General features: G+C 44.1%; 27 protein-coding genes. 1 reads left to right on the top strand and 26 read right to left on the bottom strand.

Annotation, left to right across the window (positions count from 1 at the left end; translation table 11 throughout):
• Positions 1–145: 145 nt before the first annotated feature.
• From ACQCT5_RS05295 to ACQCT5_RS05265, 7 genes are read right to left on the bottom strand one after another with little or no spacing between them, the layout of a single operon-like run.
• Positions 146–1,132 (bottom strand): biotin--[acetyl-CoA-carboxylase] ligase, encoded by a 987-nt coding sequence (locus ACQCT5_RS05295; RefSeq protein ID WP_499639706.1) that lies wholly within the window; start codon positions 1,130–1,132, stop codon positions 146–148.
• A complete protein-coding gene (locus ACQCT5_RS05290) occupies positions 1,117–2,310 on the bottom strand; it encodes a CCA tRNA nucleotidyltransferase (protein WP_499639704.1) in 1,194 nt (397 codons plus the stop codon). The genes ACQCT5_RS05295 and ACQCT5_RS05290 overlap by 16 nt, the downstream gene beginning before the upstream one ends.
• A 39-nt stretch (positions 2,311–2,349) precedes the next feature.
• Positions 2,350–3,477 (bottom strand): N-acetyl-alpha-D-glucosaminyl L-malate synthase BshA, encoded by a 1,128-nt coding sequence (gene bshA, locus ACQCT5_RS05285; RefSeq protein ID WP_499639702.1) that lies wholly within the window; start codon positions 3,475–3,477, stop codon positions 2,350–2,352.
• A complete protein-coding gene (gene bshB1, locus ACQCT5_RS05280; RefSeq protein ID WP_499639700.1) occupies positions 3,478–4,185 on the bottom strand; it encodes a bacillithiol biosynthesis deacetylase BshB1 in 708 nt (235 codons plus the stop codon). It lies immediately after the preceding gene.
• Positions 4,186–4,596, bottom strand: a complete 411-nt coding sequence (mgsA, locus tag ACQCT5_RS05275; protein ID WP_499639698.1) for a methylglyoxal synthase — start codon at positions 4,594–4,596, stop codon at positions 4,186–4,188.
• A gap of 14 nt (positions 4,597–4,610) precedes the next feature.
• Positions 4,611–5,414: a 4-hydroxy-tetrahydrodipicolinate reductase gene (gene dapB / locus ACQCT5_RS05270; protein ID WP_499639696.1), complete on the bottom strand. Its 804-nt coding sequence runs from the start codon at positions 5,412–5,414 to the stop codon at positions 4,611–4,613.
• A 2-nt stretch (positions 5,415–5,416) separates the two neighbouring features.
• The gene (locus tag ACQCT5_RS05265) at positions 5,417–5,755 is read right to left on the bottom strand and encodes a nucleotide pyrophosphohydrolase (protein WP_499639991.1); all 339 of its coding nucleotides are present in this window, start codon (positions 5,753–5,755) and stop codon (positions 5,417–5,419) included.
• 145 nt (positions 5,756–5,900) lie between these two features.
• On the opposite strand from ACQCT5_RS05265, the gene ACQCT5_RS05260 reads away from it, so the two are divergent.
• Positions 5,901–6,776 carry a YitT family protein gene (locus ACQCT5_RS05260; protein ID WP_499639694.1) on the top strand — a complete coding sequence of 292 codons (876 nt, stop codon included), beginning with the start codon at positions 5,901–5,903 and terminating at the stop codon, positions 6,774–6,776.
• 72 nt (positions 6,777–6,848) lie between these two features.
• Here the strand turns inward: ACQCT5_RS05260 and ACQCT5_RS05255 are convergent, their stop codons facing one another.
• From ACQCT5_RS05255 to trpE, 19 genes are all read right to left on the bottom strand, one after another.
• Positions 6,849–7,523, bottom strand: a complete 675-nt coding sequence (locus tag ACQCT5_RS05255; protein ID WP_499639692.1) for a zinc metallopeptidase — start codon at positions 7,521–7,523, stop codon at positions 6,849–6,851.
• Positions 7,524–7,703: 180 nt separating this feature from the next.
• Positions 7,704–8,501 carry a sporulation protein YpjB gene (gene ypjB / locus ACQCT5_RS05250; RefSeq protein ID WP_499639689.1) on the bottom strand — a complete coding sequence of 266 codons (798 nt, stop codon included), beginning with the start codon at positions 8,499–8,501 and terminating at the stop codon, positions 7,704–7,706.
• Positions 8,502–8,561: 60 nt separating this feature from the next.
• The gene (lhaT, locus tag ACQCT5_RS05245; RefSeq protein ID WP_499639687.1) at positions 8,562–9,158 is read right to left on the bottom strand and encodes a lipoprotein heptaprenylglyceryl N-acetyltransferase LhaT; all 597 of its coding nucleotides are present in this window, start codon (positions 9,156–9,158) and stop codon (positions 8,562–8,564) included.
• Positions 9,159–9,268: 110 nt separating this feature from the next.
• Positions 9,269–10,060, bottom strand: coding sequence for a c-type cytochrome (locus ACQCT5_RS05240; protein WP_499639685.1), 792 nt, complete (start codon positions 10,058–10,060; stop codon positions 9,269–9,271).
• A gap of 36 nt (positions 10,061–10,096) precedes the next feature.
• On the bottom strand, positions 10,097–10,771 hold the full coding sequence (gene qcrB / locus ACQCT5_RS05235) for a menaquinol-cytochrome c reductase cytochrome b subunit (RefSeq protein WP_078380200.1): 675 nt from the start codon (positions 10,769–10,771) through the stop codon (positions 10,097–10,099).
• 3 nt (positions 10,772–10,774) lie between these two features.
• Entirely contained in the window at positions 10,775–11,284 is a 510-nt protein-coding gene (locus ACQCT5_RS05230; protein WP_499639682.1) for a ubiquinol-cytochrome c reductase iron-sulfur subunit, read from the bottom strand.
• A 223-nt stretch (positions 11,285–11,507) separates the two neighbouring features.
• A complete protein-coding gene (locus ACQCT5_RS05225; RefSeq protein WP_499639680.1) occupies positions 11,508–11,963 on the bottom strand; it encodes a YpiF family protein in 456 nt (151 codons plus the stop codon).
• A gap of 129 nt (positions 11,964–12,092) precedes the next feature.
• Positions 12,093–12,629: a ReoY family proteolytic degradation factor gene (locus ACQCT5_RS05220; RefSeq protein WP_417900022.1), complete on the bottom strand. Its 537-nt coding sequence runs from the start codon at positions 12,627–12,629 to the stop codon at positions 12,093–12,095.
• Between the two features lie 32 nt (positions 12,630–12,661).
• Positions 12,662–13,921, bottom strand: coding sequence for a tetratricopeptide repeat protein (locus tag ACQCT5_RS05215; RefSeq protein WP_499639678.1), 1,260 nt, complete (start codon positions 13,919–13,921; stop codon positions 12,662–12,664).
• A 50-nt stretch (positions 13,922–13,971) separates the two neighbouring features.
• Positions 13,972–14,874 (bottom strand): hypothetical protein, encoded by a 903-nt coding sequence (locus ACQCT5_RS05210; RefSeq protein WP_499639676.1) that lies wholly within the window; start codon positions 14,872–14,874, stop codon positions 13,972–13,974.
• Positions 14,875–15,428: 554 nt separating this feature from the next.
• Positions 15,429–16,715 carry a 3-phosphoshikimate 1-carboxyvinyltransferase gene (gene aroA, locus ACQCT5_RS05205; RefSeq protein ID WP_499639674.1) on the bottom strand — a complete coding sequence of 429 codons (1,287 nt, stop codon included), beginning with the start codon at positions 16,713–16,715 and terminating at the stop codon, positions 15,429–15,431.
• 24 nt (positions 16,716–16,739) lie between these two features.
• The gene (locus ACQCT5_RS05200) at positions 16,740–17,849 is read right to left on the bottom strand and encodes a prephenate dehydrogenase (protein ID WP_499639672.1); all 1,110 of its coding nucleotides are present in this window, start codon (positions 17,847–17,849) and stop codon (positions 16,740–16,742) included.
• Between the two features lie 56 nt (positions 17,850–17,905).
• Positions 17,906–19,000 (bottom strand): histidinol-phosphate transaminase, encoded by a 1,095-nt coding sequence (gene hisC / locus ACQCT5_RS05195; protein WP_499639670.1) that lies wholly within the window; start codon positions 18,998–19,000, stop codon positions 17,906–17,908.
• Between the two features lie 155 nt (positions 19,001–19,155).
• Positions 19,156–19,968 (bottom strand): tryptophan synthase subunit alpha, encoded by an 813-nt coding sequence (gene trpA, locus ACQCT5_RS05190; RefSeq protein ID WP_499639989.1) that lies wholly within the window; start codon positions 19,966–19,968, stop codon positions 19,156–19,158.
• Complete coding sequence (gene trpB, locus ACQCT5_RS05185) at positions 19,961–21,187, bottom strand: tryptophan synthase subunit beta (RefSeq protein ID WP_499639668.1); 1,227 nt, start codon at positions 21,185–21,187, stop codon at positions 19,961–19,963. The genes trpA and trpB overlap by 8 nt, the downstream gene beginning before the upstream one ends.
• Positions 21,165–21,827, bottom strand: coding sequence for a phosphoribosylanthranilate isomerase (locus ACQCT5_RS05180; RefSeq protein ID WP_499639666.1), 663 nt, complete (start codon positions 21,825–21,827; stop codon positions 21,165–21,167). The genes trpB and ACQCT5_RS05180 overlap by 23 nt, the downstream gene beginning before the upstream one ends.
• Positions 21,820–22,584, bottom strand: coding sequence for an indole-3-glycerol phosphate synthase TrpC (gene trpC, locus ACQCT5_RS05175; RefSeq protein ID WP_499639664.1), 765 nt, complete (start codon positions 22,582–22,584; stop codon positions 21,820–21,822). The genes ACQCT5_RS05180 and trpC overlap by 8 nt, the downstream gene beginning before the upstream one ends.
• Complete coding sequence (gene trpD / locus ACQCT5_RS05170; protein ID WP_499639661.1) at positions 22,574–23,599, bottom strand: anthranilate phosphoribosyltransferase; 1,026 nt, start codon at positions 23,597–23,599, stop codon at positions 22,574–22,576. The genes trpC and trpD overlap by 11 nt, the downstream gene beginning before the upstream one ends.
• Positions 23,592–25,103, bottom strand: coding sequence for an anthranilate synthase component I (gene trpE / locus ACQCT5_RS05165; RefSeq protein ID WP_499639659.1), 1,512 nt, complete (start codon positions 25,101–25,103; stop codon positions 23,592–23,594). Before trpE ends, trpD begins: the two co-directional genes overlap by 8 nt.
• Positions 25,104–25,184: the final 81 nt, after the last annotated feature.

Genomic DNA, 25,184 nt, shown 5'->3' with positions numbered 1-25,184 from the left:
CAATCCCTCTGTCCTAGTCCTTTGGATCAAGGCAGATATTTGGTTGTAGTTGCTTTTTTTTGCATTCAAACTTTTGGTGCAGTTCCATTTGAGGTTACTGCCCACGGTACCATTATAAAAGATGTTTCGAAAAGATGCTATTCTTTTAATCTTTTCCAATTTCAATATCGGCTGAATGTATATAAGAAATATGACCAGTGTCATCCTCAAGCATCAGTACTCCATCTTCAGTGATTCCTTTTGCCGTTCCTTCAAGCGTACCAGTGATCGTCCTTGCGATGATTTTCTTACCGATGCTGATGGCATAGGACTCCCATAGCAGTTTTATCGGATAAAAGCCATGCTCCAGATAGCGATGATACAAATTCTCGAACTTTAACAGAATCACCTGAATCAGTTCCGCACGGTTAACTGGCTTTCCAAGCTCGATTGCGAGGGAAGTGGCGATGGAATGGAGTTCTTCAGGGAAATGCTCCAGCTCCTGATTCACATTGATCCCCATCCCGATAATGACAGAGTTGATCTTATCCGCCTCTGCCTGCATCTCGGTCAGGATACCGACTGTCTTCTTTTTATTGATAAGTATGTCGTTTGGCCACTTAATGTCTGTTCTCAATGAAGTGACCTCTTCAATTGCCTGCGCTATGGCCACCGCTGTAAGCAAGGTAAGCTGCGGGGCTTTCGCAGGTGGCAGGTTGGGCCTTAATATGAGACTCATCCAGACACCCGTAGACATCGGTGAATGCCAAGCCCGGTTTAGCCGGCCTCTGCCTGCAGTCTGCTCCTCGGCTACAACCAGCGTACCTTCAAGGGCACCATCATAGGCCAGCTGATGGGCTATCTTCTGGGTGGACGTGACGGATTCTTCAAAATGAATTGCTCTACCCAACGTATCAGTCTTTAAACCAAGGGATATTTCATTGGAACTGATACGATTGGGGATTTTCGTAATGCGGTAGCCTTTTCTTCTGATCGCCTCAAGCTCGTAGCCAGCCTGTCGCAGCTCCTCAATATGCTTCCATACCGCGGTTCTTGAACAGCCGAGCTCCTCGCTGATTTTTTGACCGGATAAAAAACCGCCTTCCACTTCTGTGAACATTTTTAATAGCTTGGATCTTATTTCAGTTGCCAAGATCTTACCCACTCCTTTATTGCACCTGCTTCGTTCTGGACCTTACCTTCCAGAATCTCTTTTTCGAGATCATGTAAAAGTTCAGAAATCCATTTTCCACGCTTTTGGCCGCGCCACTCCACCAAGTCATTTCCGTTGGCGGCAATATCCTTGATTCCTTGAATAGGTAAAGCTTTATATAATTGTTGAATCGTCTCATATGAATCAGGCTTGTCCTTTCCTTGCAACACGAGGATTTCATGGGAAGTGAGACATGCTTCCTTGCCGGAAAAATAGACCAGCTCCCTGTACCAGCCATTTTCAATAAATTGCTGCATGGTCAAGATATTCAGCATAACTGCTTTACTCACCTTTTTAGGAAGTTTCCAGGCATTCAAGAAGGCCTCGAGCTCGGTTATTTCCAACAAATTAGCAAATGCTGTCCATAATTCTATCCTGCTGGACAAATCAAGAAAAGGAAAGGAAGCCAGTCGTCCAAGCTCCTCCCTTTTCTCCTCTAGGAATGGTAAATAACGGAATAATCCTGAATCAATCAATAAGGGGATTGCCTTGTTTAAGCCTTTTCCAAGGAGCAGCTTTTCCATTTCGACTGTTTTTCTTTCTACAGAGACATTTTCCATCAGGCTTGCATTCTTCTTGATTGCAAGGAATGTTTCTTTGTCAATGGAAAATCCGAGCTGGGAACTGAATCGGAGTGCACGAAACATTCTGAGGGCATCCTCGTGGAATCGTTCCGACGCTTCCCCCACTGTCCGAATTATTTTTCTTTCGATATCCTTTTTTCCGTGAAATTGGTCAAGGATTTCCCCCGTTCTGGTCATCGCAATCGCGTTCATCGTGAAATCGCGGCGTTTAAGATCTTCAAATAAGCTTTTAACAAACATAACTTCGTCAGGTCTTCGGTTGTCTGTATAGGTGCCATCTGTCCGAAAGGTGGTCACTTCAAATGAATCGTGCTCTGTGACAACGATGATGGTACCATGTTCAGCTCCGACGTCGACGGTTTTAGGAAAAAGCGACTGTATCTGATCGGGAGTAGCGCTAGTCGCAATATCAATGTCTCCCAATGCCCTTTCCATCAGATGATCTCGGACAGACCCCCCAACAAAATAAGCTTCATGTCCAGATCCCTCAAGAACTTGTATAATGGCGGCTGCATGTTGAAAAGAGGCGTTCATCCATATCCCTTCCCTTTGATCCTTCTCTAATGGAAGGAGCTATTCCTTGATTAGTTTCAAATATAGATCTTCATATTGTTCCACAATATATCTCGAGCTGAACCGGTCCTTGACCCGCTGGATGGAATTCTTGGAAAATCGTTTATGTAAATCAGGATCGATAAGAATGGAAATAGCCTGATCGGCTATGTTTTCCACATCACCTACTTCACTCAAGAAGCCGGTAACACCATGTTCGATCACTTCCGGGATACCCCCGATATTGGTTCCGACAGAAGGCACACCGCATGCCATAGCTTCTAACAAAACAAGTCCAAAACTTTCTTTTTCAGATAAGAGCAATTTCAAATCCGAAATGGAAAGTAGGTCCTCCACATTCTCCTGTTTCCCTAAAAATAGAACCTTATCGGTGATTCCTAGTTCCTTGACCATTTTGCAGACAACTGAAATCTCGGGACCGTCCCCGACCAGCAGCAGCTTCGAGGCCACTTTCTTTTGAATGCGGTAAAAGGATTGAACCACATCCTCCACCCGTTTCACCTTACGGAAATTGGATACATGAATGACCACTTTTTCTTCCGGAAGGATACCGTACTGTTCTTTTAAATCGGATTTGTCCTTCTTGTAATAGACGCGTTCATCGATAAAGTTATAGACAGTCTGTATCGCTGCGCGCGGTTGCAAAAGTTCATAGGTCTGCTGTACTAGCGACTCTGAAACCGCTGTGACGACATCCGAGCCTTCAATCCCGAATCTGATCATGTCATTCAAGGATGGATCGTAGCCAAGTACAGTGATATCCGTTCCATGGAGTGTTGTTACTATTTTCAGCTCATCTCCGGTCATCTTTTTGGCCAAGTAAGCACAGACCGCATGAGGGATTGCATAATGGACATGCAGCAGGTCCAGTTTTTCCCGCTTCGCCACCTCTGCCATTTTACTCGCCAACGCCAAATCATAAGGAGGGTACTGAAATACGGAGTACTGGTTGACCTGCACCTCGTGGTAATAGATGTTGCTATAGACCTTATTCAGCCTGAATGGCATGCTTGAGGAGATAAAATGGATTTCATGCCCCTTTTCCGCGAGAAGCTTTCCGAGCTCCGTTGCAATGACACCCGATCCTCCAACCGTAGGATAACAGGTGATTCCTATTTTGAGTTTCACTTACATCCCACCTATTAGATCGTTGTTTACGATTAAAGGACCTTTTGCAAAGAATCCTTCCGCATACGCAGATCCTATTTGTTTGCCGTACACTTTTTCCCTGCTGATGACGCTATCCACATATCCGTTGGTCAATGGCGTGACAACCCCATTTTCCCCGACCTCAAATTGACTTTCATACGCCATCAGGGCATGGGTCTTCTTTTCCACTTGATTAGTGATATCTATGTAAAACTGGGCTTGATGCATGCCGTTTATCATATAAAAAAATATGTTCTGTACTTTATGCGGTTCTAAATCCTCTTCTGCACTGTATTTTCTGATTCCAGAAGAAAAAGCAGCCTCTTCCACTATCTTTGCGCAGTTGCCGTGATCAGGGTGACGGTCATTCCAATAAGGGGCAAATACAACCTTTGGCTTGTATGTACGAATTACGGTCACCACTTCTTTAATGTGAGCTTCTGTCAATGCTAGTCCGCGATCAGGGAGCTTAAGCTGTATTCTTGCATCCAGTCCAAGAATTTCACCGGCCCTTTTTGCCTCCTCTTGACGGATTTCAACGGTTCCATTGGAGGACAATTCAGCCATCGTCAAATCGCAAATGCCGATCCTCGATCCTTTTTCCTTATATTTTGCCAATGTCCCCGCCATCCCGATTTCCACATCATCAGGATGGGCACCGAAGGCCAGAATATCTAATGATGCCATTTACTCTTCCTCTTTTTTCTTCACAAGATTTCGCCAGCCAAGCTCTCCACGTTCTAATCCATGAATCAGTATTTCTGCTGTACCCATATTGGTTGCAAGCGGAATGGAATAGACATCCACCAATCGCAAAAGTGCTGTTACATCCGGTTCATGCGGCTGAGCTGTCAGTGGGTCCCGGAAAAAGATGACCATGTCCATCTGGTTCTGTGCAATCATCGCCCCAATTTCCTGGTCTCCACCAAGCGGTCCTGATTGAAATCGGTGAATATTCATGCCTGTTGCTTCCGCAATTCGAAGACCGGTGGTTCCTGTAGCATATAACTCATGTTTTTTTAGGATCGGCTCATATGCTGTAGCAAACTGTATCATATCCGGCTTTTTCTTATCATGTGCAATCAATGCAATTTTCATGGTTTTCCCCACCCTTACTCGATAATATTTTCAAGTCCGTATACTAATACATCTAGTCGCATGATCGTCTCAACTGCAAGCTTGACACCTGACATAAATGAAGCACGATTATACGAGTCATGCTTGATGGTCAAGGACTGTCCTTCACCTCCAAAGATGACCTCCTGATGGGCTACAAGGCCCGGCAGACGTACGCTATGGATACGTATGCCATCCTTCGTTTCCGCTCCCCTTGCCCCTTTCAGCTGTTCTTCCTCATCTGGATGACCCTGATGTTTAGGCTCACGTGTCTTGGAAATCAATTCAGCTGTCTTGATTGCAGTCCCTGAAGGAGCATCAAGCTTCCGGTCGTGGTGAAGTTCTATGATTTCCACGTCCTGCAGATGTTTGGCAGCCATCTGTGCAAATTTCATCATAAGAATGGCGCCGACCGCAAAGTTGGGAGCGATAATAACACCAGTCTTCTTCTCTTCTGCAAGGGAAGTCAGTTCCTTCAACTCCTCCTCATTAAAGCCGGTTGTTCCGACTACAGGTCGTATTCCATGCTCAAGTGCAAGCTTTGTATGCAACTTACCGATCTCCGGAGTTGTCAGGTCGATAAGTACATCCGCCTCGACATTACTGAAACATTCGCCCGCATCTGTGTAAATTTTGGCATCCATTGCCGGGAACCCTTCTACCTCGGACAGCATTTTACCCCCATTCACCCGATCAAGACAGGCCACCAGTTCAAAATGTTCAGTTCTATGTATTAAATCTACTGCTTCACGGCCCATTCTTCCACGTGGACCTGCCAGTATAATCCTGATATTTTGCATGTTCACTCTTCTCCCTCTATGTCTAATTCAGGTTCTATCCTCGTCCATCTGTCTTTATCCCTTGTCTGAAATTTATGCATCACCCTGTCATGCGCTTCCTGCAGATCTATATTCAAGCTGTTAGCAAAACAGATCAATACAAAGAGGACATCTCCCATCTCTTCTTCCATCGTATTTTCTTTTTCTGTATTTTTTTTCGGCTTTTCTCCATAATAATGGTTAACCTCGCGGGATAATTCCCCTAATTCCTCCGTCATCCTTGCTAGCATCGCAAGTGGACTGAAGTACCCCTCTTTAAATTGTGATATGTATTGGTCTACCTCTTTTTGCATCTCTTTCATTGTTTTTTGAGTCAACTTTTTCACCTCATCCTATCATGTTAGCTAAAACCTTATCATTTGACAAATAATTAAGTGATTTACTTATCATCTACATGTTTATTATAATGAAATAGTTCAAAAATTCACTAGCTTTTTGGAGGACTCCATGTTTAAAGGCATAAAACTAACTAATATCTTCTTCATTTTATTTGGATCGGCTATTTTTGCATTCGGACTAGTCAACTTTAACATGCAAAACAATCTTGCAGAGGGAGGATTTACAGGGATCACCCTGCTCTTATTCTTTCTCTTCGAATTAGATCCATCCTATACCAACCTACTTTTGAATATTCCAATATTCTTCATCGGCTGGAAGCTGCTTGGACGGAACACGTTCATTTATACGATGATCGGAACTATCAGTCTTTCCGTATTCCTTTGGATCTTTCAGCGTGTTCCATTGGTATTTCCACCACTCGAGGATGATTTGGCCCTTGCGGCACTTTTTGCCGGGGTTTTCATCGGTATCGGGCTCGGAATCATTTTCCGCTATGGCGGGACTACGGGCGGAGTGGACATCATCGCAAGACTAGGACATAAGTATATCGGATGGAGTATGGGTAAAACCATGTTTCTGTTTGACGCAATCGTCATCATCCTGTCCTTGATCACCTATTTAAGCTATCAGGAAGCGATGTATACACTTGTTGCGGTATTTGTTGCAGCACGGGTCATCGATTTCATGCAGGAAGGGGCATACGCAGCGAAGGGTGCCACCATCATTTCCGACAAGCATGAAGACATCGCCTTGAGAATCAATCAGGAGATGGACCGCGGCGTGACTATCCTACATGGAAAAGGCTCCTATTCCAAGGCAGAAAGAAACGTACTATACTGTGTGGTCGCCAAAAACGAACTGGTGAAGCTCAAGAACACCATCACTTCCGTCGACCCCCACGCATTCGTAGCAGTAAACGATGTCCACGACGTCCTAGGCGAGGGCTTCACCTTGGACGAAAATAAAAACCCGCTGGAAAGATAATCATATAAAAGCTCCGTTGAATGTGATATTCAACGGAGCTTTTTTGGTGGGGACAGTCCCACTACATTAGCATTATTCCCTGTTTCCCAAGTAAATCAGTATGAATCTTGCAAGTTCTGCCACAGCTACTGCCGCCGCAGCCACGTATGTAATAGCGGCCGCATTCAGGACCTTCTTCGTTTCCCGTTCTTCACTGTTGTTGATAATCCCCAATGAGACTACCTGATCCATCGCCCGGTTTGAAGCATCAAACTCCACCGGCAACGTCACAAGCTGAAACAGTACTGCTCCTGCCATAAAGATGATTCCAAGCAGTATCAGATTGTTCAGCCCAAAAATCAATCCGGCAAAAATGATAAAGAAGGACATGTTGGACCCAAGACTTGCAATGGGAACCAATGCGTGGCGGAAACGCAGAAAGGCATATGCCTGATCATCCTGAATCGCATGCCCCACCTCATGGGCTGCTATCGCTGCCCCTGCAATGGATGTCCCGTGGTAGTTCTGTGATGATAATCGGACTGTCTTGCTTCTCGGATCATAGTGGTCTGTCAAAACCCCTCTGGATTCTTCCACTCGTACGTCGTACATCCCATTATCATGCAGGATTCTTGTTGCAACCTCGGCACCCGTCAGTCCGGAAGAGGACGAGACCTTCGAATATTTTTTATAGGCACTTTTCACACGCGACTGTGCCCAAAGCGGGACAATCAGAAGTATGGCAAAGTAGATTAAATATAGACCCATAAGCTTGAGACCTCCTTTGGTCTTATACGTATTACCGCTATACCCCTTTAGGATTCTTTAGGAAACATCATTTTATTCGTGAGCTCTTTAGGAAGTGCGTATGCAGGAACATGAAAAGGGATGAAGCCTTTGTGACTTCATCCCTTGTTTTAATTGAATTGTGTTGATACACCCAATTACTCAATTCTTTTCCGTTTTCCGCTTCGCCCTTTTCCGGTCTGCGTTGAATTTGCGCCATCCTACATAGGAGAGGGTAAGGAAGATGATACTCCCAGTTGAAATCATTACCCAAATCAGGGAAGGATCCGTCTCATCCTCTTTCAACTCTTTGAACAATGACTTCAGATCTGCTTCAATTACAGCCAAATCCTCGGTACTTTCCGGATTTGCAAGTAGGCTTTCACGGTTTTCATTCAAAAAGGCTATATGCGAATCCACCTTTTGGATAAATTCCGGTTTGACATCCATTCTAAGACTCGGATGGATCAGGTCATAGTTCAGAAGAAGGCGTTGATAAAGGGTCTGATAGGATTGGCTATCCCTGGTTTCTATGGAATCCTTCAATTGATTGAATGTTGTAATGATTGGATCTTCCATCTCTGTCCACAATGGTTGATGCTCTGACGTCATGGCATCCACCACCAATCGGAGCCTGGTCAATGCACGCACTTTTTCCTCCTGCGGCAGATTGATATCAGATAGTGCCGCCATCGATTTATCATGAACAAGGGTGATGATTCTAACCTGATCCATCGGCATCATTGGATTATTCAACATCAATTTTGTAAATTCATCTGAGAAGATATCCAATAAATTATGCGCTTCCACATACCGTTCGTTTTTCACCAGCTGAAGCGCGTCATCTGTCAATATATTCAGTTTTAAAGGCTGCACATTTTCATCGAAGCCCATAGCTAAATTAGTTGGTATAGCAAGTAGTAAAAATAGTAAGATGACTGTTAACCTTTTCCCTATCATCGCTTGTCCCTCCCATATTCTCTAGTAGATAATTATGAGAAATGGGACAAGGTTAGAACTTTATTGCAGAGATAACTTTTGACGGTTGCTTCTTAGTGAAAAATAGTAGGCGATCGCTATGGAGAAAATGCTGAGCCAGAATGTGAAATATCCGATCTCGGACATATACTTTACGAGACTGCCATACCAGGGCATCATTTTAAAGACGTAATCTATGACATCATTATGTAAGGTCCATACCCCTGCCACAGCCAAGTGCCAGACGGTAAAACGATAGTAGGGGCTGTAAAGGATCCCTTGCACGGCCATTGCACCATGTGACACGATGAGCATGTATCCTTCTATCGGGAGATATCCGGTTTCCAGTAGAGTCAGTATATTCATCACAACAGCCCATATCCCGTATTTCACAAGGGTGACAATCGCTAGTGCTTCCATTAGCTTAAAATTCCTTTTCATAATAAAACCAACAAGCACAAAGACAAAAAAGAGGCTTGCGGTTGGACTATCAGGCACAAATATCAAAAAGATGGGCGGAGTTTCTTTCAGTTGGACGCCATACCAAATATACCCGTAAATCGTGCCCAATACATTGATAATAAGTACACTCCATAGCATAAATGGTGTTCTCAAAAGATAGATAAACCAATTTAACATTGTTTTTCCTCACTTTGTTTATAAGAAATAGAATTATGTATGTTGAGTATACAAAAAAACTGGCTATAATAGCCAGTTTTTGTTGGTAGAAGAACTAGAATAGATGTTAATTATTCTGATTCCGCTGCTAATTTATTCATCTCTACTAGGTATTCACCAAGTTTTTGTGCTTCTTCATCTGTACCTTTGAAGATTCCGCCAGGCATTTCTCCAATACCTTCTTTAGCAATCTTCGCATAGTCTTCAGGAGCATAATCAGGGTTGTCTAATAGGTTCGCACCCATGGCACCGCCTTGAAGGTTGTTCCCGTGACAGGATAAACAAGTGTTGTCTTGAAGAAGTACATAGCCTTCCGCTGTTTCATCGATTTCGATGTTCAGCTCGTCCGTGATCTCCCCTTGCTTTGCAGCAGCTTCCCAGTCATGAGAATCTACAGACTGCCAAGTGAGGAAAAAGATGGACGCGATACCCAGAAGCATCAGTCCCGTTGCGATCGGACGTTTGCTTGGACGACGTTCCGGTCCACGATCCAGGAATGGAGCCAGTAAAAGAGCCCCGAAAGCAAGACCTGGCATAACCATCGCACCAATTACAGTGTATGGACCAGCTGCAAAACGATATTTTAAAAGCTCGTATAAGAATAAAAAGTACCAGTCTGGTAATGGAATATAACCAGTATCAGTAGGATCTGCTATACGCTCAAGAGGCGACTCATGCGCGACAGTCAAGCATAAGAAAGCAATTAGGAATACCGCTCCTACCATCCATTCTTTTAGAAGGAAGTTTGGCCAAAACGCTTCCGTTTTACCAGGAAACTCTGAGTAGTCCTTCGGAATATTTGGCTTACGAGTTGCAGGGACACGCGAGTCACCGACAAACTTCATACCTTTTCCTCTATGCATACATGTTCCCCTCCTTTGTTTTTAAAAGTATAAATCTTATAGTGGACCTGAAATACCTTGTTTACGGATCATGACAAAGTGAGCTCCCATCAATCCGAAAAGAGCTGCAGGCAAGAAGAATACATGAATCGCAAAGAAACGGGTCAATGTTTGAGCACCAACAATTTCAGGGTGACCAGCAAGCAATGTTTTGACTGCTGTACCAATTACCGGTGTTGCCTCTGCAATCTGCAATCCTACCTTTGTTGCAAATAACGCTTTCATATCCCAAGGCAGTAAGTAACCTGTAAAACCAAGACCTAACATGACGAAGAAGATTAAAACTCCTACTACCCAGTTAAGTTCACGTGGTTTTTTATATGCACCTTGGAAGAAAACACGTAACGTATGTAAGAACATCATTACAATTACAAGGCTGGCTCCCCAGTGATGCATACCGCGTACGATTTGACCGAACGCCACTTCATTTTGTAAGTAATATACAGATTCCCAAGCATTTTTGATATCTGGAACATAGTACATCGTCAAGAACATTCCGGATAAAACTTGAATAACTGTAACGAAGAACGTCAATCCACCGAAACAGTAGACAAATGCAGAGAAATGATGCGCAGGGTTTACGTGTTCAGGAACTTCATGATCTGCAATATCCCGCCACATCGGCGTAATATCTAATCGTTCGTCAACCCAATCATAAATCTTATTTAACAATTATTACGCCTCCCCTTTAGGTTTCGCTCTACCTAAATACACTGTTCCATCTTTCACTTCATGCTCGTACACATCTAGTGGAGCAAGTGGCGGTGTATTAGGTACGTTTTTACCGTCTTTTTCGTATAAGCCGTAATGACATGGACAGAAGAATCTGTTCGGATTCGCCGGGTCGGATGCCCAGTTTACTGTACAGCCAAGATGCTTACATACTGGAGATAAAGCAACAATATTGCCGCTTCCATCCTTGTAGATCCAAGCAGTTCTTGGTTCTTCGGATTCATACCACGCATCAACCTGTTCAATTTTGAAGTTGAAGCTTTGTGGCTCAGTAGTTAATTCGCTTTCTTCACAGACAGCTACCATATCTTGACCTGTACCAGTTTTTAAAACCGGGTCAATTGCAAAACGAACCATTGGCATTAGCATACCTGCAGCCATGAATCCGCCTACACCAGTAAGGGTATAGTTTAAAAATTGACGTCTAGACACACGATGGTTTTTTTCACTCATTGTTTTTCCCCCCTCTATAGAAAAAACTAAGTCCAAACGGACAGTAGGTTATAACACATAGAAAACTAGGACATTCTCATGATATATCAATCTTCGCCCAAGGTCAATAATCTCCTTGATTGAAATAATGGCAACCTTGTGACTTATTTTATACATCTATTGGAACTTCATACTAAAGGAATACTTTTTTACTATTGTAAATAAATTTTTACAAGTTTCCCCCTTACTGCTGCCATTTTTGGATAAACATCGGCAAGAGCTGGTTCATCTGATCCTGAATGATTTTTTGTTTATATTTCTCTTCCATGTCTTCAAGCGGGATGGCAGGGAGCCAAACAAGCTTTCCTTCAAGCTTCTGTTCCTTCTGGCTCCATTCACTGTCTGAAGTTAGAAGAAAAACGTGTTTCATATCGTTCTTGATGTGGGCAACAAAGTCGTTCAATTGCTCCACTTTGTATTCCAATGTATTTTTATGTAGATAGGAGTAGGATGGCAATAATATTACTCTTCCTTTAAATTGCCTTTCCAATTCATGACTGAGTATAGTTATGTATTCTCCATGCGAAGCCATCGTTTTGATTTCATCCTCAAAGGATATCGGGATAAGGGGAATGACGGCAGTATCGATATACTCCTTCGATTGCACATATTGGGACATATCCTTGCTTGTCCATTTCATGACTATCATCTCATTTCTTATTTAAGGTAAATTTCCATAAGCAGATCACTTCCTAATATAAGTTTTATATTTTGGAAGGTCAAATAATAAAACCCTGCCGAGGTGGCCAGGGTTCTATTGTAGGTGGATCTATAATTTTCTCAACCGCTCGGTAAGGCTCTGAAAGGCAACCTCATCCTGGCGATCTAAGGCATCGTCTATTAAAGTCAGCAGCTTTTCTTTTTGGAAGGTGGTGATGCATTCCTGAAGAAATTGCTCTGCAACTATACGATCTTTTTCATTTGATTTGGACGACTTGGGCATATAAGGATTTTCCTCCAGCACTGCAGCGTACTGGGGAGAGTGATAGACAGAGCGGAAATTCAGTTGAATATAGATGTCCTCTTCCCTGTTCAAGCGAATATCATGAAACGATTTTTCGGCATCGGTTGTCATGACATTTTCCTTATAGAACCGAAACGGCACTTCTTCTACACAATGAGTCGACATGATAATACCTCTAGGACAATACTGCGCTTGCTCGACAAAGTGAACTTTTTTCATTAACTGATCATGACTCATCAAATAATTCAGGATCCAAACACATTCTCGTCTTTTTAACTGATAGTTACCTAAGAACCACCTTATAAAGTCCTTCTTCTCGTTGACAGATACAGGGGTAGCCACAACTATCGTCCCTCCTCTGCGTAGAATAATCATTATTCTTCTAGATTTTTGTATACATCCTGAAGTTCCAAATTGGTCGGGTCGTGTTGAATCAACTTTTCAAACAATGGCTTCGCTTCTTCTCTCTTCCCTTCCTCCAACAAAAAGAATCCGTAGTCATATAGGAAGTCGGGGTCATCTTTAAAAGAAGTATATGCTTGACGGTAATGGTTTAATGCATCAGAATATTTTTCTAATTTCTGATATGCTACAGCAAGATCCCAATCAAACTGAGGGTCCGTTTCACCAAACCTGATCAATTCCTGAAGACAATCGATCACTTCTTCGAATTGCTCATCTTGAATGTAGATTTTCGTCAAGGTTATCGCAGCTTCCAAATAACCTGGGTCGATCGCGATTGCATCCCTTAATAATCGTATCGCTTCGGTACTATTATTCTGCTTTAATGCCACCTTTGCGGCATATACTTGCAATTCCTTATTATATTCATTGACCGCCAGACCTTCATTGGCTACACGCAGGCTGTCTTCTAAGAGACCCTCCTGCTCATAAGCTTTTGCCAGGTACAGATATAGAGAGGAATATTCATAATCTAATTCTTTTACCTGATTTAACTTTTCGACAGCCGTCTTGGAGAATCCTGCATGAAGGGCGGTAAATCCGTATTGAAATAAAACATCAATTTTCAACTCTTTTTTCAGCGCTTCGTCGAAATATGGCATTGCCTCTTCGAACTGCCCTGTCGCGCTATAGCATTCCGCCAATCTTTCCTCAAGGTCAAAATCGAGATCCGCCTTGAATGGAAGTACCGCCTCGTAATAAGGAATCGCTTTCTTGTAATCCCCTTGAGATAGATATATTTCCGCTAGTGCCAGATCAATGATAGGTTCCTTAGGTGCAAGCCTTTTTGCCTGGGTGAGCTTGTTTTCACTCACTTCAAACAATCCTTGTGCCTGATACAGATCAGCCAGCAGCAATAGTGCTTGCAGGTAAGAATCCTCTTCTTCATCGACGTTTTCAAGCAGGGCCATTGCCTCGTCTTCTTCATCAAGGTCGATAAGTACCTCAGCCAAAGAAAGAATCAGGTCGGAATCATTGGGATGGAGATATAAAAGTCCGCTCAACAGCTCCTTCGCCTCTTCTAGCATTCCGAGCTGCTGGAAGATCTGTGCTGTATGGAACAGATCATCTTCATTGAAGGTGGACTGATTTTCCTGGAGTAGTGTAATTCCTTTTTCTACTTCCCCATTGTCTATAAGTGTTAATGCCTTTTCGATAACTTGGTATGACAAACTACAACTTCCCTTCTAATTAGAAACGCGCATGAATAATGGAGCCTTGCTCATCTGCGCCCTTCCATAAAGTGTCCTGGTACCGTGACCGTGCATTCATTCCCGAAACCTGGCCGAAAGGAGATAGACTCCCCAGCCTTCAGGATGATGCCGCGATGAACCGTAATTTCTGGAATATGACTATCATAATCCAGATCTTCTATTGTTTCAATAATTCGGTCCTCAGGGTACACAAATAAGTTATAGTTTAATTCGCCGCCTACTCTCAAATCCCCTTTATTCGGGTAGATTCCTAGCTTCATCAGCAGCTCTTTTTTCAATGCTTTTCCGGATTCGGGGCATTCTATGAGATGTGGCAGCCTTTCTTCTTTCATAATAGCTTTCCATGTTCTTTTAATCTGTTTACTTGTGTCTGGGGCTTTTCTTAAACATGGGATGAAGGCGATGGGAAATTGGTATAGCGCCTCTTTAATCCATCCCCAAGCTACATTGTGCAGAGATCCCTCATCGGAGATTTCCAGGAAAACAGCGGGCAGTCTATGCCTTTTACAGAGACGGATCAAGGAAGGGGTAAGCTTGGCAATCGGCACTCTAATAGCAAAATAATAATCAATGGGACTGTTCAACAGATAGGATTTTGCCAGTTTCAGCTTTTCTGCAAATTCCCTCTCATGTTGGATGGTAAAAACCGAAAGCAGGGTTGTACAGCCTCGATTAAGATAGTGGCAGATCATATATGATTTGAATTCCTGAAAACTCATGGACGGAAGGTCATCTACAATCATCACATGGCCAGGTGTCATCACATAGGAGGAGAAGTTCATTCTCTTCAATCGTGTGGAAAGGATCGTTTCTTTCATTAATCGTATGCTGTTGTCCTTAACAAGCAGAGAGGCGGTTTTAAAAGAGGAATCACTTTTGACAATGTTTGCATGATCAATTATATATTCCATAGCATCACCCTAATTTTTTCGTCTTAAGACAAGCTATGAGTGGATGAATGGAAATATGATTGATTGGCATAAAAAAGGGAGTAGGGTAGACGAGTCCAGCAAAGTTCCTTTTTTGGGAACCAGTGGGCTCTAACGGGCTTTTTGAGACCACCATTCTACTTTTTTACGGTTTTCGTGGTCTGAAACGGGCACTTTGAGACCACCATTTCATCTTTTTCCGGTTTTAGTGGTTTCAAACGGGCACTTTGAAACCACCATTTCTCCTTTTTCCGGTTTTCGTGGTCTCAACCGGGCACTTTGAGACCACCATTTCACCTTTTTATGGATTTCGTGGTCTCAACCGGGCACTTTGAGACCACCATTCTACCTTTTTCCGGTTTTCGTGGTCTCAACCGGGCACTTTGAGACCACCATTTCATCTTTATCCGGATTTCGTGGTCTCAACCGGGCTTTTTGAGACCACCATTCCATCTTCTAGTCTCATCCATCTCAACCGACCACAATCGCAACTCTCCCCGTGGTTACTGGTTAAACTAAAACCCACTCTCCAACAACTATCTCTGCAATCGATTCAAATGTTCAAAAAAGCTTGGATAGGAGACATTGATCGCTTCTTCATTTTCAAGAACTGTCTCCCCTTCTGCTATCAGGCTGGAAATTGCACCCATCATGCCGATTCGGTGGTCCCCATAGCTGTCCAGTACAGCTCCTGTCAGCTTGGCACCGCCTTTGATGATCATGCCATCTTCCGTTGCCGTGATATCCGCTCCAAGCTTCTTCAGTTCATTCACGACCGTATCGATTCTGTTTGTTTCCTTCACCTTTAGTTCTTCTGCATCCTTGATTACCGTCGTGCCAGAAGCTTGAGTAGCCATCAGCGCAATGATCGGAATTTCATCAATCAGACGCGGAATGATATCACCGGAGATTTCCACACCTGTTAATGAGGAGGTCTCCACCGTAATGTTCGCATATGGTTCCGGTCCATCCTCCGTTACTTCTGAATAGGTCAGGTTGGCGCCCATGGATTTCAGGACATCGAGGATCCCTGTTCTTGTCGGGTTCAGCCCCACTCTTTTCAACGTTATTCTGCTGTTTGGTACAATGGCTCCTGCTACCAGGAAGAAGGCGGCCGAGGAAATATCACCAGGCACCACAATATGCAGATCTGATTTCAGCTCCTGCTTTCCTTCCAGCGCCACCCTGCAGCCATCCAATTCAAGGTCCACACCGAACGCCTTCAGCATTCTCTCTGTGTGATCCCTAGATTTGAATGGTTCTTCTACCGTCGTCCTGCCCGTTGCCTGAAGGCCTGCCAACAGTATGGCCGATTTAACCTGTGCGCTTGCTACAGGCGACACATAGTTCAGCCCCTTCAGATTTCCGCCTTGAATGGAGATTGGTGTAAAGTTACCGTCCTGGTTTCCTTGAATGCTTGCTCCCATATCACGAAGCGGATCAGTGACCCGTTTCATTGGACGCTTCGCGATCGAAGCATCCCCTATCAACACGGTATGTAATGGCAACCCCGAAAGGATTCCCATCATCAGTCTTGCAGTAGTTCCTGAGTTTCCTACGTCCAAAACCTCAGAAGGCTCCTTTAGGCTACCCATGCCCTTACCATGTATTGTAACGGACGACTCTTTTTGTTCAATTTCTACTCCCAGCTTGCGAAAACAGCTGATGGTACTGAGGCAATCTTCTCCGGGAAGGAAATTCTCCACAGTCGTTTTCCCTTTTGCCAATGAACCGAACATGACAGAACGGTGCGAAATGGATTTATCCCCTGGAATATCAATGCTTCCGTTAAGTCCGGAGGCAGTTCTGGTCAATTTCTTCATGTAGCATACACTCCTTGTACTGTATTACACGATATATGTTTCATAATTTGTATATTTTCCAAGGCATTCCGTTGCACTCTGTCGATCTTCTTCAGTCTGGAAGCTAAGTCTCAGAACGCCATAGATTTCTTCCCTTGTTTCCATGATCCGAATGTTGGTGATACTGATCTGTTCTGTGGCAAGATAACCGGTTATCTCGGAAATGACACCAGGATGATCAGGAACGTCCACATACAAATCATAGAAGGACGGAATGGCTCCCTTCGCTTTAACAGGAAGCCCATCCCGAAATTCCTTCGCTTTCTGGAAATAGTCAAACAGCTTGTCTTCCTTGCCTTCTTCCAAGTCCAGTCTTACAAGGTTCATCTGCTCTTGCCAGCTGTCGATGAGCTGAAGCAGGGTTTCTTTATTATGTATAAGTATATCCTTCCACATCGCCGGGTTGCTCGAGGCGATCCGGGTGATATCTCGGAATCCACCTGCAGCCAAACGGGATACAAACGGACTCTTTTGCTGCAAATCTTCCGCCTGGTGAACCAGGCCTGCCGCCACGATGTGAGGGAAATGACTGACAACCCCCGCGACCAGATCATGCTCACCAGCACTCATTGTAACAAAATTGGCCTTAGTTCCCTTTAGCCAACTCTTTAAGGTTTCCACCTGTTTTGTATCTTTCTCAAGATCGGTTGGTGTCAGCACATAAAATGCATTTTCAAAAAGGTGGGCCTTGGCAGCAATGACTCCACTTTTATGGGAGCCTGCCATAGGGTGACCACCTATAAATGTAACATTTTTTTGTGAAAAAAGCGCCGCTCCACGCTCCACAATCTTCTCTTTTGTACTGCCTACATCGGATATGAGGACCTGCTTCCTGAAATCAAGGCAGCTTAACCTCTCCAGTACCTTGCTTGCCTGCATGACAGGTACCGAAATCAAAATAAAATCGGCATCCAGTGCCGCCTCTTCATAGATTTCACAATAGTCATCCACTACCTTCAATGATTTAGCCAGCTTTGCCTGCTGCTCATTCAGGTCATATCCGATCACTGTTGCTGTTGGATGTTCCTTTTTTAATGCAAGTGCAACGGAACCGCCAATCAGCCCCAGTCCAATAATTAACACATTACCTTCCATTTCCTTCACCGCCTGATGCCTAAATATATGAGAATAGAGAGGAGGGTTCCTCTCTATTAGATGGCTTGTTTCAGTTTGTATTCTTTTAAATGAGAGATGATTTCCCTGTTCTGCTCTTCTGTTCCGATTGTGATTCGAAGGCAGCCTGGATAGCCCAATGCATTACCGGATCGAACAATATAGCCTTTTGTGAGCAGGTAATGAAAAAGCACATCCGAATCCGCTTCAAAATCGATGAGAATGAAGTTTCCTTCAGAGGGATAGTAAGCTAGCTGCATCTCCCTGCAGAAGGAATAGAACTGCTCCAAGCCCTGTTTGTTTTTTTCTACACATTCATTGATGAATTTTTGATCCTGTATTCCGGCAGTGGCAGCAACCTGTGCCATGGAGTTCGTGTTAAAAGGCTCCCTTGCAGGCTCGAGCAGTCTGATGAGCTCTTTATTTGCCACTCCATATCCAATCCTGAAACTCGCAAGTCCATATGCCTTGGAAAATGTCCGGGTTACCAACAGGTTTGGATACTCTTTCAGGAGATTCAAAGTGTCTGGGTAATCCTCTGCTGTCACGTATTCCTTATAAGCTTCATCGACCACAATAAGGCAGGTACTTGGTACTTTTTCAATAAAAGAAAACAATCTTTCTTCATTAATATAAGTTCCTGTCGGATTATTCGGACTGCAAAGCCATACAATGGCCGTATTTTCATCTATCTGCTTCAGCATGTCCTCCAATTGGTGATGGCCATCCTTAATGACTACTTCCCTGACTTCTGCACCCTCAATAATGGCATTATGCTTATACTGAGGGAAGGTTGGTGTTGCCATCACTGTATTCTTTCCGCTATGCAAGAGGGCACGGGATATGATCTGGATCACTTCATCCGACCCATTGCCGAAGATCAACTCTTCCTCTGCGACCGATAAATGTGCTGCAAGTGTTTCTCTCAATTGACGCGCATACCCGTCCGGATAGGTGGCTGCTTTGCCTAACTGGTCCATAATCGCTGTTTTTACATGGATCGAGCAGCCGAAGGGGTTCTCATTTGATGCAAGCTTCACAATTTTGTCCAAGCCCAATTCCCTTTTCACTTCATCCATCGGCTTGCCTGGCTGATAAGGGGTCAAAGATAGTAGTTGTTTTTTTATGTCCATCTCTTACAATCACCTTTCTGCTAAAAGCGGATGTTCAAAAAGTCCGGTAAAAATAGCTTCGAATTTCTTCGTCAGCTTGCCCCTCCGCTCCTCGCGTATACAAATCATACGCTGCGGTGCTCGGGTCTTCGCTTCCTCGAACTTCTTTGCTCTTTTTATCCTCCTTTTTGAACATGCACTAAAAGCGGAGAAATTAATTCTTCTATTTGCTGTTTAAGTTCATCTAGGGTTTTTTCTTCATCAACTTTAAAAGCTGATTCTGCGTTTTCTATCATCTGGATCAAAGCGCTTCCGACAACAAAGCCATCGCAATAATCCTTTAAGCTTTCGATCTGCTTGCTACTCGAAATCCCAAATCCTACGGCAGCAGGAACGGAACTCAGCTCCTGCACCTCTTCCAAAAAGGAATAGAGCTGCTCGGAAAAGTCATTTCTGACACCTGTCACTCCAAGCGAGGAAATACAGTATAGAAAGCCTTCTGCAGCCTTTGATATAGCTTCTACCCTCTTCTTGGAGGTCGGTGCCACCAAGGAGATGTATGTTAGTGCATTTTCCTTACATGATTGTCTGATTGCTTCGCTTTCTTCAAATGGAAGATCTGGTATGAGGAGACCGTCTATCTGATTTTCCTTCGCTAAAGCGAAAAAGGATTCTTCCCCTAATTGTAACACAGGATTATAGTACGTAAAGAGAATAATCGGTATTTTCAGACCTCTCTTTCTCATTTCCCCCGCCAGTCCCATCGCTTTCTTGATGGTCATTTTATGCTCAAGTGCTCGTTTGGAAGCACGCTGTATGACCGGTCCGTCCGCCAAAGGATCAGAATATGGGACGCCGAGTTCCAGAACAGAGGCACCGACTTTTTCTAGCAGCAATGCCAGTTTAACCGTCAACTCTGGGGTGGGATCCCCTGCCATGATGAACGGTATAAATAATTTCTCGTGCTTTGGCAGCCGCTCCTTATACATTGTGGTCATGATTTTCTCCCTCCATTCGCTTCATCAGTGTTCCTACATCTTTATCCCCTCTGCCGGATAGGCATACGAGGATGGATTCCTCACTTGACATCTTTTCGGCCTCTGCAAATGCGATGGAAAGCGCATGCGCTGATTCGATAGCCGGAATGATCCCTTCTTCCTTCGCCAAAAGATCAAGTGCAAGCAGCGCCTCTTCATCAGTCACACTTTTGTATTCCACCTGATTTGTCTCTTTCAGATAGGCATGCTCCGGCCCTATTCCCGGATAATCCAAGCCTGCCGAAATGGAATACGGTTCTGTGATCTGGCCATTTTCGTCCTGTAGGAGATAGGTGAGTGAGCCGTGGATAACTCCTTTCGTACCTTTGGAAAGCGTAGCGGCATGCAGCGGTGTGTCAATTCCCATACCTGCTGCCTCCACTCCGATGAGCTTGACATCATCCTCAATGAATGGCGCAAACATACCAATCGCATTGGAACCTCCTCCGACACATGCAATCACTTTATCCGGCAGGCGGCCTTCCCTTTGAAAGAACTGGCGTCTGGCTTCCTTACCAATCACTTTCTGGAACTCCCTCACCATGTATGGATAAGGATGTGGGCCGACTACAGATCCGATCATGTAAAAATGATCCTCACAGTGCTGCACCCAATACCGTATTGCTTCATTGGTCGCATCTTTCAGTGTTTTGTTGCCGCTCGTAGCCGGAATCACCTCTGCACCCAGCAGTTTCATCCGGAACACATTAAGCGATTGCCGTTCGATGTCTTCCTCCCCCATGAAAACCTTGCATTCCATTCCGAACTTTGCCGCTACAGTGGCTGCTGCCACCCCATGCTGGCCGGCACCGGTCTCTGCGATGATCTTTTTCTTTCCTAACCGTTTTGCCAGGAGGGCCTGCCCGATGGCGTTATTGATCTTATGTGCGCCAGTATGGTTCAGGTCTTCTCTTTTCAAATAAATTTTTGCTCCGCCAAGCTTTTGTGAAAGGTTATCTGCGAGAGTCAGCGTCGTAGGCCTGCCGGAATATTCTTTTAAAAAGTAATGATACTGCCCTATGAATTTTTCGTCCTGAAGCGCCTCCTGCAGACCGTCCTCCAACTCCTCAAGGGGAACCATCAGGGTCTCTGGGACATATTTCCCTCCGAATTCTCCAAATCTTCCAAAGCTGTCCGGGGTACTTGTTCTAGTTTCTGATTGTTGTGCCATACTCGTTCACCCTTCTCTCTACGGCTTGTATTTTTTCACCGTCTTTTATAAAATCGGTCTCTATACCGCTTGATATGTCTATTCCATCTGGATGATATTTTAATAGTTCAGCCAGATTCTCTTCCTTTATCCCACCTGCAATAAAACACCGTTTATTCATCGATTTCGCCTTATTTATATAACACGGAAGGAAGCTCCAGTCGAAGCTTTCCCCTGTTCCTCCGTACGCATTTCCCACTTTTTTATCAATGACAAAACCTTCGACAAGATCCTGATAGACTTCAAGGTTTTGAAAGCTCTCATCATTTTCGTGGTGTACGGCCTTCCAAATCCCTGCATTAATTTTAGAACCAAGAGATTGAATGTATTCTCGGCTTTCATCACCGTGTAATTGAACAACATCAAGTTTCAGCGTATCCACCGCATATAGAATTTCATCAATGGATTGATTGACAAAAATGCCAACTAATTTTTTTGATGGTGATTTCTCTTGTGCAATCCAAGATGATACCTCTTCGACCTGAACCTGCCGTTTGCTTTTAGCAAAAACAAAGCCAAGATAATCCGCTCCTGTTCTGCTGGTAGTCTGATAGTCCTGCAGCGTTTTATTGCCGCAATACTTGATAGATACATCAGGCATGCTCCAGTTCTCCAAATAAGCGTTTGACACCAATGCTTGGTGAAATGTCCTTCATAAATGCCTCACCTACAAGAACAGCATTTGCTCCGTATTTCTGGACCTTTGTAAGATCCTCGTGCGTCAGGATGCCGCTTTCGCTGACCAATAGCGAGGAGCTGGGAATATAGTTTGCGAGCTTCTTTGTCGACTCTATATCCGTTTCAAAGGTTTTCAAGTTTCGGTTGTTCACTCCGATGATCGCAGGTGTGAAGGTTTGTAGAAGCTGCGATAATCTTTCCAAGCTATGAACTTCCACTAAAATATCCAGTCCTGATTCAACAGCCTCTTGATAGAGTTGGTATAACTTTTTATCCGTTAGAATCTCTGCAATCAAAAGAATGGCATCCGCGCCGATACGGGCACTCTCCTGTACCTGAAGCGAATCAATGATGAAATCCTTTCGCAGGACCGGCAAATTTGTCGTTTCTTTCACCATCATGAGGTCATGCTTCGATCCTTTGAAATATTGTTGGTCGGTAAGGACAGATATCGCATCCACCCCCACCTTTTCATAATGTGCACCTATATCGATCGGAGCAAAGCTTTCCTTTAATATCCCTTTGGACGGAGAGGCTTTTTTCATTTCAGCAATCAACCCGACCGAACGATTTGGGTTTTTTAGTGCCTCATAAAAGGAATGCCTTCTTACCAATGTCTGGGAAGGCAGGGTCAACATACTTACCTCTTGTTTCTTCGTCTCCACAATTTTAGTTAACATGTTCACTTACTCCTTCCTTTTGCAGGTCCAAAAGCATCTGATAAGCAGTTTTTGACTCAATGAGATGGATGGCTTGACGAACACCGTTTTCCAAAGAATTGCAGATGTCTGATACATATAGGGCTGCACCTGCGTTCAAGGCAACTATATTCTTCGCACTCTCAGAAGCCTTGTTCTGGAAAATCTGCCTGATCAGCTGTGCACTTTGCATACTGTTCGTTACTTGTATATCTTTTAGAAGCCCTCTTTTCATGCCAAAATTCTCTGGTGCGATTGTGTAAGAGGAAATCTTCCCATTCTTCACTTCCACCACTTTTGTTTCACCCGTAACGGTGATTTCATCCAACCCATCACTTCCAGCGACAATCAGAACATGCCTTGATCCAAGATGATGCAATACTTCTGCCATCTTTTCTGCATATTCACTGGAAAATACCCCGATCACCTGTTGCCTGCAGCGTACTGGATTGGCCAGTGGTCCAAGCAGATTGAAAATGGTGCGGAAGCCTATTTCCTTACGGGGGGCAACCGCATGCTTCATCGCTTCATGGTAGATGGGTGCAAAAAGAAAACTCATCCCTTTCACTTGCAAGGTATCCTTTGCCTCCTGCAGCGACTGCTGAACCGGCAGATGAAGCTGCTCCAGGACGTCGGCACTGCCGCTCAAAGATGAAACCGCCCTGTTACCATGCTTTGCGACTTTCGCTCCACCGCTTGCTGCAACAATCGCAGATGCTGTGCTGATATTGAAGGTGGAGGCGCCATCCCCTCCTGTCCCGCATGTATCAATGAGATGGGGATGCTCATACGGAATCTCCTTCATATGCTGCCTCATCGCCTTGGTAAATCCAATCATCTCCTCGACCGTTTCCCCACGAAAACGGAGAATGGAGATGAAGCTAGCTATCTGACTGGATGTCGCCTCCCCCTTCATCATCAAATCCATCGCTTTCTCCGCTTCCTTAATGGAAAGGTTCTGTCCATTGATTATAAAGGAAAGGTAATTCTTAAACATGAAGTGACCCCCCTGTCTCTTTTTTGAAAAGCTTGTTGGCTAGCTGAACGGTTTCTATAAGAGCGGACGCTTTGTTTCTCGTTTCTTCCCATTCCAGCTCTGGGACGGAATCCGCCACGATACCAGCGCCTGCCTGGATATAGAATGAATTATTTTTCTTTTGAATGGTCCTGATAGTGATGCATGAATCCACATTTCCATCAAATCCGATGTAACAGATGGCTCCCGCATACGTGTTTCTTTGAGTGGACTCCAGCTCCTGCAAAATCTGCATCGCCCTTACCTTAGGGGCTCCCGATACTGTACCTGCAGGGAATGAAGCAAGCAGCGCTTCTACCGGTGTATATACCGGGGAAAGCTCCCCTCTTACAACACTGATCAAATGCATCACCCGAGAGAAATAAACAAGCTCTTTTACCTTTGGGATATGAACTGATCCGTACTTCGCAACACGGCCGATATCATTTCTCGCAAGATCGACCAGCATGAAATGCTCCGCCTGCTCCTTCTCATCCTGCATGAGGTCTTCAGCAAGCTGCCTGTCTTGGATGGGGTCAACCCCTCGTTTTCTCGTACCGGCAATCGGATGGATTTCCAATTGGTTATCCTCGATTTGAATAAGCCGTTCAGGTGAGCTTCCGATCAGCTCCATATCATCATATTTCAAATAGAACAGATATGGTGATGGATTTTGCTTTCTTAGGACCCTGTAGACGTCAAATCCATCAAGGTCCGCTTCCATTTCAAAGCGCTGGGATAATACACATTGAAAAATATCACCGGCTGAAATGTAATCTTTTATCCTGTCCACATGCTTCAGAAAATCTTCTTTTGTATAATTGGAGCCTACGTCCAATAAATCGTTATCCAGCTTGGATTCAAAAAGATTATCCTGACTCTCCCGCTTTCTAATACGTGTAGCACATCCATGGAGACTTTTCTTGGCTTTTTCATATTTGATGGTCAACTCTTCATCCGTCTCGTTGCCTTGCAGTCTTACGTAGTGGATAAAATGAACTTCATTCTGCTTATGATCGATGACAATGATTGTTTCGCAGTATAGTAGATGGACCGTATCCTCCCCTTTATAGGCATGGTGCATCGGGACCTTATCCAGTGTCGATATGAAATCATAGCTTAAATAACCGACAGCACCGCCAGTGAACCCAAGGCTTTTCTCTACCTTTTTCACTTGCAATCTTTCATTTGCAAACTCTACGACATCTTTCAGGCTTTTGGCTGAATAGAGTATGCCATGTTGATCTTCCAGAGTAATGACCGAATCTTTCCCTCTAATCTTCATAAACGGGTGAAGTCCTATAAAGGAATATCGGGACCAATCGGAATTAGGCTCCTTGCTCTCCAGGAGATAGACAGCATCTTCTCTTAGTGACTGAAAAACAGAGACAGGTGTAATCGTGTCTCCAAAAAATGTTTCAATAATGGGAATGGTTTTGTGTTGTCTGCTCAAATCTAAAAACTCGGCAAACTCATTTGTATGCATAACTTTCTCCTCCATCTTAGAAATGGAGAATGAGCTATATAAGAGGTGAATTCGGAATGAGGAAAAATTAAAAACCCAAAG

It is taken from the genome of Sutcliffiella halmapala (assembly GCF_050107295.1).
In the GTDB taxonomy this organism is placed as follows: Bacteria; Bacillota; Bacilli; order Bacillales; family Bacillaceae_I; genus Sutcliffiella_A; species Sutcliffiella_A halmapala_A.
Note: the sequence above shows the minus strand (reverse complement) of the source record. Positions and strands in the feature narration are given on the sequence as shown.